Annotated in this window: 12 protein-coding genes; all 12 read right to left on the minus strand. The window is 42.9% G+C overall.

The window, feature by feature from the left end; genetic code table 11:
- Positions 1-8 precede the first annotated feature (8 nt).
- Positions 9-1,124 (minus strand): glycosyltransferase family 4 protein, encoded by a 1,116-nt coding sequence (locus AC1DXC_RS19290; protein ID WP_477460809.1) that lies wholly within the window; start codon positions 1,122-1,124, stop codon positions 9-11.
- A gap of 31 nt (positions 1,125-1,155) precedes the next feature.
- Positions 1,156-2,064 carry a glycosyltransferase family 2 protein gene (locus AC1DXC_RS19295; protein ID WP_477460810.1) on the minus strand — a complete coding sequence of 303 codons (909 nt, stop codon included), beginning with the start codon at positions 2,062-2,064 and terminating at the stop codon, positions 1,156-1,158.
- Entirely contained in the window at positions 2,057-2,668 is a 612-nt protein-coding gene (locus tag AC1DXC_RS19300) for an alpha-1,2-fucosyltransferase (RefSeq protein ID WP_477460811.1), read from the minus strand. The genes AC1DXC_RS19295 and AC1DXC_RS19300 overlap by 8 nt, the downstream gene beginning before the upstream one ends.
- 297 nt (positions 2,669-2,965) lie before the next feature.
- Positions 2,966-3,691 carry an FkbM family methyltransferase gene (locus AC1DXC_RS19305; protein ID WP_477460812.1) on the minus strand — a complete coding sequence of 242 codons (726 nt, stop codon included), beginning with the start codon at positions 3,689-3,691 and terminating at the stop codon, positions 2,966-2,968.
- 135 nt (positions 3,692-3,826) lie between these two features.
- Positions 3,827-4,834, minus strand: coding sequence for a glycosyltransferase (locus AC1DXC_RS19310; RefSeq protein WP_477460813.1), 1,008 nt, complete (start codon positions 4,832-4,834; stop codon positions 3,827-3,829).
- A complete protein-coding gene (locus AC1DXC_RS19315; protein ID WP_477460814.1) occupies positions 4,831-5,661 on the minus strand; it encodes a class I SAM-dependent methyltransferase in 831 nt (276 codons plus the stop codon). Before AC1DXC_RS19315 ends, AC1DXC_RS19310 begins: the two co-directional genes overlap by 4 nt.
- A complete protein-coding gene (locus tag AC1DXC_RS19320) occupies positions 5,654-6,907 on the minus strand; it encodes an ABC transporter ATP-binding protein (RefSeq protein ID WP_477460815.1) in 1,254 nt (417 codons plus the stop codon). The genes AC1DXC_RS19315 and AC1DXC_RS19320 overlap by 8 nt, the downstream gene beginning before the upstream one ends.
- A gap of 31 nt (positions 6,908-6,938) precedes the next feature.
- A complete protein-coding gene (locus AC1DXC_RS19325; protein ID WP_477460816.1) occupies positions 6,939-8,057 on the minus strand; it encodes a glycosyltransferase family 4 protein in 1,119 nt (372 codons plus the stop codon).
- Positions 8,050-9,831, minus strand: a complete 1,782-nt coding sequence (asnB, locus tag AC1DXC_RS19330; protein WP_477460817.1) for an asparagine synthase (glutamine-hydrolyzing) — start codon at positions 9,829-9,831, stop codon at positions 8,050-8,052. Before asnB ends, AC1DXC_RS19325 begins: the two co-directional genes overlap by 8 nt.
- Positions 9,832-9,954: 123 nt before the next feature.
- Entirely contained in the window at positions 9,955-10,470 is a 516-nt protein-coding gene (locus AC1DXC_RS19335) for a UpxY family transcription antiterminator (RefSeq protein ID WP_477460818.1), read from the minus strand.
- A gap of 20 nt (positions 10,471-10,490) precedes the next feature.
- The gene (locus AC1DXC_RS19340; protein ID WP_477460819.1) at positions 10,491-12,914 is read right to left on the minus strand and encodes a GumC family protein; all 2,424 of its coding nucleotides are present in this window, start codon (positions 12,912-12,914) and stop codon (positions 10,491-10,493) included.
- A complete protein-coding gene (locus AC1DXC_RS19345) occupies positions 12,914-13,624 on the minus strand; it encodes a polysaccharide biosynthesis/export family protein (protein ID WP_477460820.1) in 711 nt (236 codons plus the stop codon). Before AC1DXC_RS19345 ends, AC1DXC_RS19340 begins: the two co-directional genes overlap by 1 nt.
- Positions 13,625-13,731: the final 107 nt, after the last annotated feature.

Here is a 13,731-nt window from a genome sequence, read left to right on the forward strand (position 1 = left end):
GAAATAAATCAAGCATATGCCTCGTCCATTTTGTGTTTGAACGCATCGTAGGTGAAATTCTCCAGGTACTTAGCACGGGAGTTTCGGCCGTATTCATGGCTAATTTCGTCGCTGTCGATTAAACTTATTATCGCATCGACGTGCCCGTCAACATCTGTCATATCTACTAATATACCGTTCCATCCGTTTTCTACAGATTCCGGGAGCCCACCTGCGTTGGATACCACGCATGGTAGGCCAAAACACATTGCCTCCACTACAGCGATGCCATGAGTTTCGTACAAACTGGGCTGATAATAAATGGCCGTGTGTTTTAAGTATACGGCGGGCTTGGCAACTAAGCCACGGAACGATATTTGTTCATGATGCAGGGTAGCTTGCGCGTAATAATCGAACAGCGGGCCGTTGCCCAACCATTCGAAAGCTGTGTGCGGACGGACTGCAACTACCCGTTTTGCTGTTTCGAGCCAGATGGCTGGGTTTTTATATTCTATTACCTGCCCTAGCGTAGTAATGATTTTTTTGCCCGGCTTATTTTCGGTGCCATCATACAGCGGGGTATAATCGGCAGGCAGGCAATTGTAAACTACCTTTATAAATGCCTGTTTTTGGCGTGCTATGCTCCAGTTACCGCACAATGTTTCTTTATTGGCCTTAGATACCGTAATGATTTTTTTCCGTTTGCCCAGCGTGTGGTTGCAAGTAAATGGTGTAAAAGATGTATGGTGTTTTACCGGCGTAGTATGTAAAATATAATATACTTTGCAAAAAGGCATCCATAGCAAGTATAGGTGTTTCTCGGGCTCGGTAGCGCAGATGGTAATATCGGCAAAGCCATTAATAGCACTTAATGCTTGCAGAACGATTATCGACCGAAGGATAAAAAAAAGCTCTTTTAGATTGGTAGTAAACTTATACTGTAAATGCGCATGAGGATGGATACCTGGCTGTATTTTTATCTTTACCTTGTTAGTTCCCCCTATGTTTTGCAGGTGAACAAGTTGGCTTTCGTCTTCTACTAACAACAGCACATTCTCTGCCCCCAGGTATGCTATAAGCGTTTTCAGGTGGGCGTTGCTGCCTCCAAATTCATAAAGCTTAGTAAGGACAATATGTTTTTTCAACCTGGTTGGAGGGTATTGTTGTATAGCGAGGCTAATACAGCCTGATGACGATTTTCCTTAATTGGTGCATCGGCAGTAAATAGCTAAGGGTATAAAATAAGGCAGCAAGATAGGAGGGGAAAACTTCCTTAATCAATACCCTGAATTTCTTTGGTGTCCGGTCGTAGCCGTTGTAAAGCCAGTATTTGATTTTTTCTCCGGCTATTTTTCGTGCTTCATTTGCATATTCCTGATTCTTGCTGCCAAAATCCTTTATAATCTGTATTATCTCGAAAGTAGCGTGCCTGTCTTTTGCAGTGATAGAATTATCATGCATACGATAGAGCGACAATGGGGCAGCTATCGATTGGAATGTATGCCCCATGCCCAACATCCGCAGCCACATTTCATAATCTTCGGCCACTTTCATGTCGGTAAATTTACCTGCACTGATTACAGCTTCCCGTTTAGCCAATACGGTTAGGTTTGGGATTTGGTTATAGTTGAGGAAAGTAATGATACTCTCCCTGCCTTTATAGATAGTATTGCCAACCTGCATAGTGGTAGTTTTGCTCACATCCAGTTCGTTATTGAAAACGGCATAGTTGGTAAATAAGAGCTCTGCGTTAGCAGCCTTGATAGCGCCAACCGAAACTTCAAGTTTTTCCTTCAGCCACAAATCATCTGCATCCAAAAAAGCTATATATTCTCCCGTGCTTATTGCTATGCCCGCGTTTTTTGCGTTTCCCTGCCCGCTGTTATCCTGAGAAATGGATTTGATACGTGCATCCCGTTGCTCGTACTGCCTGATTATGGCACCTGTATCATCGGTAGAGCCATCGTCTATTACAATTAGCTCCCAATCAAGATAGGTTTGCGCTATAACGCTTTCTATGCTTTCGGTGATAAATTTTTGTGCGTTGTAGGCAGGCATTATAACCGATACCCGCCCCTTATTCATATCGTAAAACCGTCCAGTGCCTGGGTACAATGTCGTTGATCTCGAACTCGAAAGGCGATACAAACCAGTTGTACGGAGCAAACACATCGCCTCCGCGTGTTGAAAGCCATGCACCCCACCAGCTGAAACTGCTGTTTGCAATTATATGGTGCCTGCAGTGGGTCATCAATGCCATGTCCTTCCAGCTATCGTCTCCATGGTTATTGTCTAGAAAGTGGGCGCTTAATCCGCCTGTGTTCAAATTTTGTTTAGCCCATTCAATGTCGTCGGAAAAGACGAAGATTTGGAGGCTTTCGTACCTGCCGCGTAATATACTCAGCGCCTGATGATGGTAATTTAGCGAAAGAATGCCATGGATGCTATTGATATTAGGTATTAGATAGTCGCCACGGCGGATATGTACACTTACAGCGTTTAATGCGCTGTTGATTTTCATTACGGTCAGTTTATTTTCCTCATCCAATGGCGGGAATTTGAATTCCGATAAAATAAAATCTCTTTTATCGCTAAAATATTTTTCCGATTGAAAGTACCCGTCGAGGTACACATGCCTGCTTTTCGCATAGTGGATAAGTGGTATATAGCTGGTACCTGGATGGTGCAAGTATTGAAAAAGCGGTTTGAGCCTAGCCCGAATTGCCTTCGTAAGGAAAGACTTTCCAGTAAAAATAGCGTAGCGTAAGCCACTTGCCTTGCGGCTTTTGAGGTTTTTAAATATGCCGAGTTCATAATTCCTGGCAACAAAAGAGTCAGTGTCACTGGCGTTTTCTTCATAGAACTTTGTGTCGAGGAAAACCGTTTCTTTTTGCTTTGCCAAGCTGCGGGCAGCACAGTACTGAAACATTTGGTTCCCTAAACCACCATATAGTTTTGCGACTATCAACAGACTCTTCTAAATGATTTAACTAGCAAGGGGATCGTGCTCGCCCGGGGCAAAAATTATATTACTTAATTTATTAAAGTGGAAATCTCGCTGCAGTATAAGCCTAAAATCCTTTTCGTCCTCGGGGATGCCATAAATATTGTAGTCGTGCAATTCGAGTACCGTTAGCAAATCTTCTTTTGCATAACCGGCATCGTTAGATGTAGCTTCAGAGTATTCCAATAAAATGGTGGGCCGGTGTTTTAAAATGGTCTGTTCTGCGCCTTTCAATACGAGCAGCTCCGCGCCTTCTACGTCAATTTTGATAATATCGGGCGGGGCAACCTTATCGTTTCCTATGAGGTTGTCAAGCGTGTCTAATTTTATTTTCTCAGTGCCCGTTTTCTTAAGGTTATGCCCTGCGGGCAATACCCTTTCAAAAATAGAGTTGTTGCCGCTGGAGTTGTAGATGTTGATGCAGATTTCGCCGGCCTTATCTGACAACCCAAGGTTAAAAGGAGCGGCATTGCGTATACCGTTTCTTTTTATATTACCTTTTAGCAGCGAAAACGTGCCTTTTACAGGCTCGAACGAAAATACTTTCTTGCATTGGGCCGCGTACCGCGTGCTGAAATAGCCGCAATTTGCGCCAACATCTATCAGTACCGGCTGATGATAGTTCTTTACCACTTCATCTAAAAAGTGGATTACATTGGTTTCGTAATAATCTCCTGAAGAATAAGCCCAGATTAGGTCATTTGCCACAAGAAATCTTAAGTTATTAGATGGAATTAATATTTCTGTGCAGTTTTTATTTAAAAGGTTAAACTTTATAGCGTTTGCTTTTTTTAAACACCTGTGGTAAAATTTCGAAATCATTAAACTTGTATTCATAAAGTTTTAACTGGATACAGCCTGGCGAATTTTGCCTTTAATCCTTGAAAAAATGTGATTCAATTTATCAATTACAGGAATTTTGATATCTATTATTTGGAATAACTCAGTTATCGATTTATAATACGACAAACCGAATTTTTTGTTATAAAGGGCAAATAGCCGAAAAGTTGAATTAATATTGAAGCCTTTATAGTGGCAAGCAATGACAATCTTCAAATTACTGCTCAACGCCTCTTTAATCATGTCATAAGTAATAACTGATTTGGATGTTTTTAGGTAGTTAAAGTGGTTTAGTACCCATTCAACAAAATGCAAATGCCCAATAATCATTTTATTTTTTTGACTAGAGGCTGTTGATGAAATATTTAAACCGCTATAACGCCAATATACTTTTGCCTCGGGAATAATTTGAATTCCTTTTTCACTTGAAAATAAAATTGAAGTGGCCCAATCTGCGCCTTGTGCAAACTCTGTAAATACGAAACCACCGTATTTGTCGTAAACGTCCCTCGAAAAAATGTGGTCGGGCATAGAATTTCCACGTTTGCCTTTTAATAAATAAAAAGCCATAGACTCGGAGCTTTCTTTTTCCGGGCCGATTGGACAGTGATGAAGCACTAAGTCATTTTTATCAATTGTAACAGTGTTGAATCTGCAAACATCAAAGTCGTTGTTTTTATTTTCTAAGATGCGGTAAAAATTCTCGACGCAATTTTCATCCATGATGTCGTCATCAGAAAAAAGACAAATCCATTTTTCATCTTTTGTGAGACTTACACACCTATTCCACTGCATTACCAAATTTTCCGCGCCGATATTGTTTTCGAACCGGGTATAATAGATACATAGCGAATTCTTGTATCTGTTTACAATTCCTAACAAGTCAGAAGGGCTGCAATCATCCCCAATGTAAACCGTGAAATTTTTATTGGTTTGGCGAGCAAGCGAGTTTAATGTTTTATCGAAAAACTGCTGTTTGTAAGCTGGAATTACAATAGCTAATTCGCTCATTTGGGTGTTGCTATAACTATTTGATAGCCATGTCGTAATGTGCCTAGTTCTTCTTCGGCATATTGTTGCGTAAATTCTTCTATTGCTGAAAAAAATGTTGTTGCCGGAGAGTCACTAATAAGAACGGGGGCGTCTGTACCCAAAAATGCTCTTTTAATTTTGTTAATAATTCGTCGGGAAAGACTGTTGTTCTGATATGTTGAGGGCTTATTTATTGGGGGATAAAGTTGTACATAAACTTTTTCAATGTTGAAGAGCTCTTCCAATATTGCTTGAAATGCAGTAAACCCCCATTCCTGCACATGATGGGGGTTGTCCGGATGCTCGTTTAAGGGCAGTGATGAAATTGGCGTTGATACTATGAACAGTCCTTCGCTTTTTAAACACTTACTTACATTTACGAGGAATGCTTTATAATTCGTTAAATGTTCTATCGTTTCAAAACTAACTACCGCGTCGAATTCATTGGTAAGTTCGAGCGTTTGTACATCGGCAACTTGAAAGTTAATGTTGTTGGCCCCATTGCGGTGATTAGCATATCTTAGTGCTTCTGGTTGGATATCAAGGCCCGTAACATGCATTGCAGCACCATCAGTAGCCATTATGTTACTCCCTTTGCCTGTACCACAGGCCATATCAAGAACTTTTTTGCCTTGTATATATTTGCAGGCGAGCTTGTATCGTTCGGAGTGGGAGAATTCTGTTATTTCTCTCAAAAAACCAGGCACCCATCGTTCCGACTCGCCTCTTAGTAATAAGTTTGCAAGGGTGTTTAGTTCGTATTGTAAGCAAAAAACCTCTTCAGCTAAATTGTTTTTTTCAATCATTTGCCCAAATTTGATTTATGAATATACTCCCTTGGCTAGCGTCGGGAAGTAGGTAGTCTGCTTTTGTGGACAAATAGATTTCAAACTGTAAACCGTTATCGTAATAATCTAATGTTTCATAATCATTACCGATAAATACTTCTGTTTTATAAATGCCTGGTTTCAAATGCATTTGCCCTACCTGGCATTTTATATGATTGGGGCCGGGTTTTAAACAAAATCCTTTGTTATAAAATCTGCTGAACAAAGTAAGAACTCTCACGTCGTTAATGTCATTTATCCCTACCCCAATAAAAACGTTATCCATATGTACTGTTGAATCTATCGTCAAACGCACGACTTTCGAAGTTTCCATTTGAATATAGTCGTTCCTATCCTCATCCGTTATCGAAAAGTCTGATAACCATGCTTTTTTGCCCTCGCTTAATATTTTTATATTTTTTGTATACTTAATGCCCCTGTCATTTGAGTATGCTAACATTGCCTCCTCAATTGTGCCGTTCACTATCAATTGGCCATTCTTAAGATAACTGCCCTTGTTGCAAAGAGCGATAACGGCTGTCATATTGTGGCTGACAAATAGTACCGTTCGCCCCTGACCCTTTCTCACGTCGTTCATTTTACCCAGGCATTTTTTCTGAAATTCAGCATCACCAACGGCAAGAACTTCATCAACTATCAAAATTTCGCTTTCCAGATGGGCGGCTACAGCAAATGCCAATCTTACATACATGCCTGAAGAGTACCGTTTCACCGGCGTATCAATATATCGCTCAACACCCGAGAACGATACGATTTCATCAAATCTTGTTTTGATTTCAGACTTTCGCATACCAAGAATAGCCCCGTTCAGAAAAATATTTTCCCGTCCGCTTAATTCCGGATGAAAGCCGGTTCCTACTTCTAATAGACTTACCACCCGGCCTTTCATCTTGATGGTTCCCGCTGTTGGCGATGTAGTTCTGCCAAGGAGTTTGAGTAAAGTGCTTTTGCCGGCTCCGTTACTGCCTATTATCCCTACCGCATCTCCTTCTTCCACCTCTAAATTGATGTTTTTCAAACTCCAAACAATGTTGCTGGTGCCTTTTTGTGTCCTGTCGTTTACTTCACCCACTTTTAAAAATGGGTCTTCTTTGCCGCGCAGGCGCGCCCAATAGCGCTCCAGATCGTGTGATATGGTGCCTGTGCCGAAAGTGCCTAACTGGTAGGCTTTAGATAAGTTCTCTACCTGTATTACCTTAGGCATCCGTTATGTATTTGAATTGTTGTGTATGCCATCAATCTGACAGTAATTTTTGCAGGCTTTCTGCATAAGCTTGCTCATTGAAATATTGCAGGCATTTTTGCTGAAGCGCCTTACGGGCAGCCACCGTTAAGGGCTGCAATAAATGCTCTGCTATTTGCTTTTCAAGTTCCAGGTTGTCATCGGGGTCTATAGCGGTTCCCAGTTCGCCGTTTTTAACGGCATCCACGCTGCCATCGGCATTGCCGCAAATTACAGGCAGGCCGCAGGCAAGGGCTTCGATGAACACTATGCCGAAACCTTCCTTTTTGCTTGGCAAAACAAACACATCGGCCAGCAGGAAATGATTCGCCAATTCTGCGTCGTCTATAAAACCGGTGAGCAGCACATTGTCGGTTACGCCTTGTGCCTCAATTAGGCTTGTAACGCGCCGGCCTTCCAATTCATCGTACTTGCCGGAGATGATGTACTTAATGCCGGGGAACCGATGCTTCAATTTTGCTACAGTAATAATTACGTTATCGTATCCTTTATATTTTTCAGTAGATGCCAGGCGCGTCAGCGTATAAATAACGGGGGTTGCATGGGTAAGTTCGTAGCGTTTTAACAGGCTATCGGGCTTGGCCAGGTTGGTGGGCAATTCTATAAAAGGGTCTATAGCGTTATTCAATACCTCGCATTTACTCCCATCGGCACCATGCAGGCCTATTAATTTATCTTTGGTAAACCGGCTTACGCAAATTATCTTATCGCAATGCTTCAAAAGCATTTTTTTATGGAAACCAAGGGGGCGCCAAACCTCTATGCCATGGGCTATCAACCAAATCTGGCATTTAGGTTTTAGGGTTTTTATAAGCAATCCAATTACAGCAAAGTTTATATGACTCAAAATAACCGTGTCGTTCTTGCTGGCATCGAGCAGAACGCTTAAAACAAAAGATGCTTTGTTTTTATCAAAACCTTTGAAGTTTTCGGCCCGGATATATTGCCGTTGCAAATCGGCATCGGCATCGTAAAGCGAGTGGAGTTTTAGGCCCCAACCATTTTTTTGACATATATGCTGCAGCGAAAAAGCAAGCGTGCGCGCCATTTTTTGTATGCCGCCCGTGGCACTAAAAGTTTGTAAAGTTAAAAGGTGGATGTTTTTAGGCATTCTTTTGTATTTGATAAAGAGCGTATGCCTTTGACCAATGCCCCTTACCTTGTTTGAAATTGTTGATTATTGCTTTGGCGAATTTGCCTTGATAAGAACTTTCATCCGCAATATACTCATTATTTTTCATCCACTGCTGCAGCGGGAAGGTAAAGCCCATTTTCGGCCGGTTCCACACGGGCTCGGGCAATAGTGCTTTAAAACTATCAATCAATATCTTTTTTGGCCTATCGCCCGCAAAACGTAATTCAGGGTTTATCTGCTGTGTAAAAATACCCAGGTCCTCATCCAGGAAAGGCACCCTAACTTCCAGCCCATGGCTCATGCTCATTACATCGGTATCCCGCAGCAACTGATTCTGCATATACATGTTTGTTTCAAACCACGACGCATGCAAGCCATCGTATTTGCCGATAGCAGGTAATGGGCTTGAACCGAATAAAATGGTGTTTACCTGTCCTTCGCTCATGTTGAGTATTTGCGCAATATCTGCCGTAGTATAAAGCCCGCGCAGGAACAGGTAATCTGCCGCCGGGTGTTCGTGCGCCAAATATGCCAGTCGTTTGTAATTATTTGCCGGGATATGGCTTGCCTTGGCTAGCATGGCTTTGGGAAGCATCCTAAGATATCTTATCCATTTTATCCTTTCGAAAGACGGGTACCCCCCGTAAAGCTCGTCGGCCCCCACGCCGGATAGCACGGCTTTCAACCCGTTGTCGTGTGCGTATTTACTGATGAACCACGAATTGATGCCATCGGTAGTAGGCATATCCATTGCCGCAAGGATATTGGGGAAATATTCTTCAAAATCCTGTTTTTTAACCAAATGCTTAAAGTTCTCCCCATTAATATGGTGTGCTACTGTGTTTTGATACAAGCGCTCATCGTAAGATTTTTCGTCAAAGAATATCGAAATGGTTTTAAGCTCCGGTTTTTGCGCATTGGCCAGCAATGCGATGATGGCAGAATCGATACCGCCGCTTAAGAAAACACCGAGAGGAGCATCGGCTATCAGCTGCCTTTTAACCGCACTTTGTAAATTTTGGTAAATGCCTTCCTGTGCAGCGTGTTTGTCTGTTATGCTAAAGGCTGGCTTATCTGCAACAAATTTGTGCAGAGTATAGTTGCCATTTTTTTTTCTGTGCAGGTAATGCCCCTTTGGCAGGCTTGATACATCTTTTAAGGTGGTATGGGGTTCTGGTATATGCCCGTAGGCCAATAGCCAAACAGGCCACCTGGGGTCAGTTTCGGGTGAGATGCCGGCTGCCTTAAATGCTCTTATTTCTGATGCGAACGCCAGCCCGCCGTTTATGGTGGAATAGTAGAGCGGTTTTATCCCGCCCGAATCGCGCACCAGGAAAACCTCTTCCCCGGCAGTATCATACAAAACGAACGCGAACATGCCCCTTAATTTATCGAAAGCGGCTACGCCCCAATATAAATAAGCTTGTATGATAACCTCCGTATCCGTTTCGGAGATAAATTGGGCGCCTAGCTTTTTAAGCTCCTGCTTCAGCTCCGGGTAGTTGTAAATTTCTCCGTTAAAGACTATCCATGCTTTTTTGGCGCTATCGGCCATTGGCTGGTGGCCGTTCTTGCTTAAGTCTATTATAGAAAGCCTGCGGTGCCCCAAAACCAGGCTTGCATTTTCATCCTCAAAAATGCCCGCATCATCGGGCCCGCCGTGTAGCATAGCGTTGCACATGGTGTTTACCAGTGCTTTTGATTGCCCTTTACCGGCGTTGGTTGAAACTATTCCTGCTATACGGCACATATTTTATCCGGTCGGGCACAGCTTCGCCCCGTAAGTCACATTGTTTATTTGTAACTTATTGATAATTATTGTTTTATTTATTTGTGCATTATTAAACTTGCACTGCTATTGTTGCTTACGTCTCTATGCCCTGTTAACCAACGAGGCTGCCATGTTTACTACTATGGAGCAGCCCATGCTTTCTAACCGAAGCAATAACTGCTTTTGCGAGCGGTAGGCAATCATCTCGCCGGCTAAGCCTTTTAGGGGGCCCGCCTTTATCCTTATTTTTTCTCCGGGTTGCAAGTGCTCTTCGGTTACTTCCAGTTCTAAGGCGCTTGCCAGCAATAACTTCAGGTCTTCAATTTGCTTATCGGGCATGGCGCTTACCCGGCCCGAAAAATAAATAAAACGGGCTATGCCTTTTGTCATCAAAACTTCGGCTTGCTGGTTTTCTGCAATATGTACAAATAGGTAAGATTTTAGCAGTGGCTCCTCCACCCACTTCTTGCGATCGCTCCACTGCTTTAAGCGTTTCTGCAGCGGCAGATAAGCTTCTACACCTTTGCTTATTAGAGAAGCGTAGGCCTTTTTTTCTGCCCGTGGGTTTGTGTATACCGGGAACCATCGTTGCTTTCCGGCATCGTTATTTAAAACCATGTGTGTAAAAAACGAAATATTTATTTAAACCAACGTTTTATGTTCCACCATTTTTTCTTTTCATCATCTATGTAATAGCCCGAAGATTCGTAATTGCCGCTATAATCTGAGTAATAGTAATAACGGTTGCTGTAGTCGCCGGTGAATCTGGTGGTGTAATACCGGGAGTGCAGCAAATCTTCGGCAAAAGCATTCAAAACAATTACTGTGTTATCCAGGTGGTACTCTTGCGCAATGCGTTGCGGTATAGTTGCCGAGTAGTATTTAGATTTGCCGGAACGTATTACGAATATATTGATATCGCTCATACGGATAAGCGGGATAGAATCTGAAACCAGGCCGATGGGGGCTGTATCTATCATGATAATATCATACTTCAGGTGTAGCGCGGTGATCATTTCTTTCATCCGTTCGGAGTGCAGCAATTCTGATGGGTTTGGCGGCACAGGCCCCGATACAATGAAATCGAGGTTCTCCTGTTCGGAATGGGAAATAATATCTGCCAAAGCAGTTTGGTGCGCAAGGTAACTGCTAAGCCCGGTATCATTGGGTACTCCAAAGGTGCGGTGGAGTTTAGAGCGGCGCAAATCGCCGGCTATTAAAATAACTTTCTTATCTATAAGCGATAGCGTACTGGATAAATTTACCGCCACGAAAGATTTCCCTTCGCCTGCTACTTCTGATGTGATGCAGATGATTTTACTTTTCTTCTCGGACGCGATAAAACTAAGGTTGGTGCGCACCGAACGTACCGATTCGGCAAATATCGATTTTGGCTTGCTTATAGCCAGCACTTGTGTATTATCTTCGTCCAGTGTGTCGGGGAATTTCCTTATTACACCGATGATGGGTATGGTGGTAAGGCTCTCAATGGTTTCTTTATCGTAGATGTAAGGGTTTAATACCCTAATCAGGATAATGAGGCCCAAGCCCACTGCTAAACCAAAAATGATGGCCGTGCGGTGGATATCATGCTCGTCCGGAGATACGGGCGAGAAATTAGGTTGCGCCCTCTCGATGATAGTTGCTCCCGGCAATATGCCGGATCGTGTGATTTGCGCCTCCAGCTTTTTCTCGGATAAGAAAGAATACACCTTTTCGCTTATCTCAAAATCGCGCCTTAAGCTAATCATGTCGCGCTCGGCACCGGGAAACATAGATATTTGTTTATTTACCACAGCAAGCTGCGAGGAAAGGAAGTCCATATTCCTTTTAACGGAAGTATATGTGTTAGTAAGGCTGGTTAGGGCAGAGGCTTTTATCTCCAGTATGTTTTTGTTGATAGCTTGAATAGGTTGTGAATTGTTATTGAAAGTTTTCAATAACTCCGTACGCTGGTTCAGTAAATTATCTAACCGGGTAATCAAAATTGGGAGGTTGGGATCTACCTGCCCGCCGCCGGCATCGAAATTCAGGTTCAGATTGTCCTTTTCCTTGCTGATTTTGTCTTTTACATCGTTTATGGCTATTAACTGCAGCTTCAAGATAGATTGCTGAGTTTCCAGATCTTTTGCCTTGCCCAAGGCTGCATCGGCAGCTGCGCTCACTTCCATTAGCCTATTTTTTTGCCTGAAGGCTTCTATCGATTGTTCGGAGCCTTTTACTTCGCTGGAAAGATATTTTAGCTGGCTGTCTATAAAATCGATCATCTGCGTGGCGGATTGCGTTTTGCGGCTGCGATCGTATATCAAATACTCGTTCATAACCGCGTTGAGTGCATCTGCAGCAAATTGGGGGTTGGCATCGGTAACCTGAATAGCCAGTACGTTTGAGTTTTTTGCGGTTTCTGCAACGCGCAAGCCGCCGCGTATCCGCCATACGAAGTCTTCGGGCGAATTGAATTTGAACAGGATAACCGAGCTTTTATTGATATCTCCCGGGTATCTTATCAGGAAAGTAGTAGGCCCCAGGGTTACGGGCTTATTATAGCTGTAATTTTTTACGGTTTCTTTCCCCGCTATTTTGTAGGTAAGCGAAAACTCAGTTTGGTTTAAATGCTTATACGATATGATATCGTGGTAAAAATTAAGGCTGTCGAAATTAACTTTTTCTATATCGAGCGGTTTCTGCGGATAGAGTTCGCTGGTACGCACACGACCTTCTACAAAAAAGCTGATGGGGTAATTGAGGTCGTTTACGGCGTTTAAGATAACGGCGTGGCTTTGCAAAACAGAAGTTTCGCTTTGTATGCGGGAGGGGCCTCGGTCAGATGTGGCCAGCACGTTAGAAAGGTCGGCGATTTCTGATTTCTTTTCCTCCAACTTCATAATACCGCCGGTGGCAAAAGTTTTTGGGGTGTACCATACGTAAATGTACGACCATAAAACAAAAACAGCCAGCGATCCGGCCACCCAATACCACCTGCTTATTAATATTTTGCCAATCTTAAAATAATCCACTTCCTGGTTAGGAAGTTTTTTCTGGAGATTTTCTGTTTCTTCCATTATAACCTGCTAAGCGTAAGTAAAATTAACGCCGTATTCAGTACAATTAAGGCCGGCTGTATTATCGTATTTAAATTTTGAAGCTTATCAGCGCGAATGGCTCGTTTGTTTTGGGCAACGTATATCACGTCGCCATTTTGTAGTATGGCGCGTGGATTCGATATTGAATTTACATCGCCCAAGTCAACTTCAATTACGGTTTTTTGCGTGCCGGTGGTTCTGATGATTTTGATGTTTGTTTCGTTAGCGCCCGAGGTAAGTCCCCCTGCCTGGCCAATAAGCTCAACCAGGGTTGTATTATCTTTCAATAGCGGGAAATTGCCTTGCGATGCGGCCTCGCCAAAAAGGGTCACTTTTAGGTTCACCACCTTTACGTCGAATATAGGGTCTTTCAGTAACGTGGCGCGGTAAAGACCTTCGATTTTTTTTGCTGCCTCGGGCCGGGTAAGGCCGGCAATAAGTATATGCCCTAAAGCAGGCATAGCTACAGTGCCATCTTCGTCCACCTCAAAGGTTTGCCCCGCCGAGCCCCCGCCGCCGGAAGCTGTTGCCGAAGTGGGCACTTCATCAACTATATATTTAATGTTTTGCAGGTTGCGTATTTGCAGTACATCCCTTGGCTGTATGCGATAGGTACTTGCAACCGGGAAGTTTTTTAAAATGGCGGTATCTGTAGCAGCGCTGGTTACCTTTGCGTTTTTAAAAAGCATATGGCTTTGCTTATACGAGCACGAGGAAGCAAAAAACAGTAAACCAACTATGCAAACAGAATATATTACACGCATACACATTGCCGCCAATGTTATTGATATATTAG

The sequence above is a fragment of the Mucilaginibacter sp. P2_D11 genome, assembly GCF_056404435.1.

Bases quoted from the DNA above. Each gene is read 5' to 3' on its own strand.
- AC1DXC_RS19320 (WP_477460815.1), bottom strand. From the start codon at position 6,907: ATGCCTAAGGTAATACAGGTAGAGAACTTATCTAAAGCCTACCAGTTA.
- AC1DXC_RS19325 (WP_477460816.1), bottom strand. From the start codon at position 8,057: ATGCCTAAAAACATCCACCTTTTAACTTTACAAACTTTTAGTGCCACG.
- asnB (WP_477460817.1), bottom strand. From the start codon at position 9,831: ATGTGCCGTATAGCAGGAATAGTTTCAACCAACGCCGGTAAAGGGCAA.
- AC1DXC_RS19295 (WP_477460810.1), bottom strand. From the start codon at position 2,064: ATGAATAAGGGGCGGGTATCGGTTATAATGCCTGCCTACAACGCACAA.
- AC1DXC_RS19340 (WP_477460819.1), bottom strand. From the start codon at position 12,914: ATGGAAGAAACAGAAAATCTCCAGAAAAAACTTCCTAACCAGGAAGTG.
- AC1DXC_RS19315 (WP_477460814.1), bottom strand. From the start codon at position 5,661: ATGATTGAAAAAAACAATTTAGCTGAAGAGGTTTTTTGCTTACAATAC.
- AC1DXC_RS19335 (WP_477460818.1), bottom strand. From the start codon at position 10,470: ATGGTTTTAAATAACGATGCCGGAAAGCAACGATGGTTCCCGGTATAC.
- AC1DXC_RS19345 (WP_477460820.1), bottom strand. From the start codon at position 13,624: ATGCTTTTTAAAAACGCAAAGGTAACCAGCGCTGCTACAGATACCGCC.
- AC1DXC_RS19310 (WP_477460813.1), bottom strand. From the start codon at position 4,834: ATGAGCGAATTAGCTATTGTAATTCCAGCTTACAAACAGCAGTTTTTC.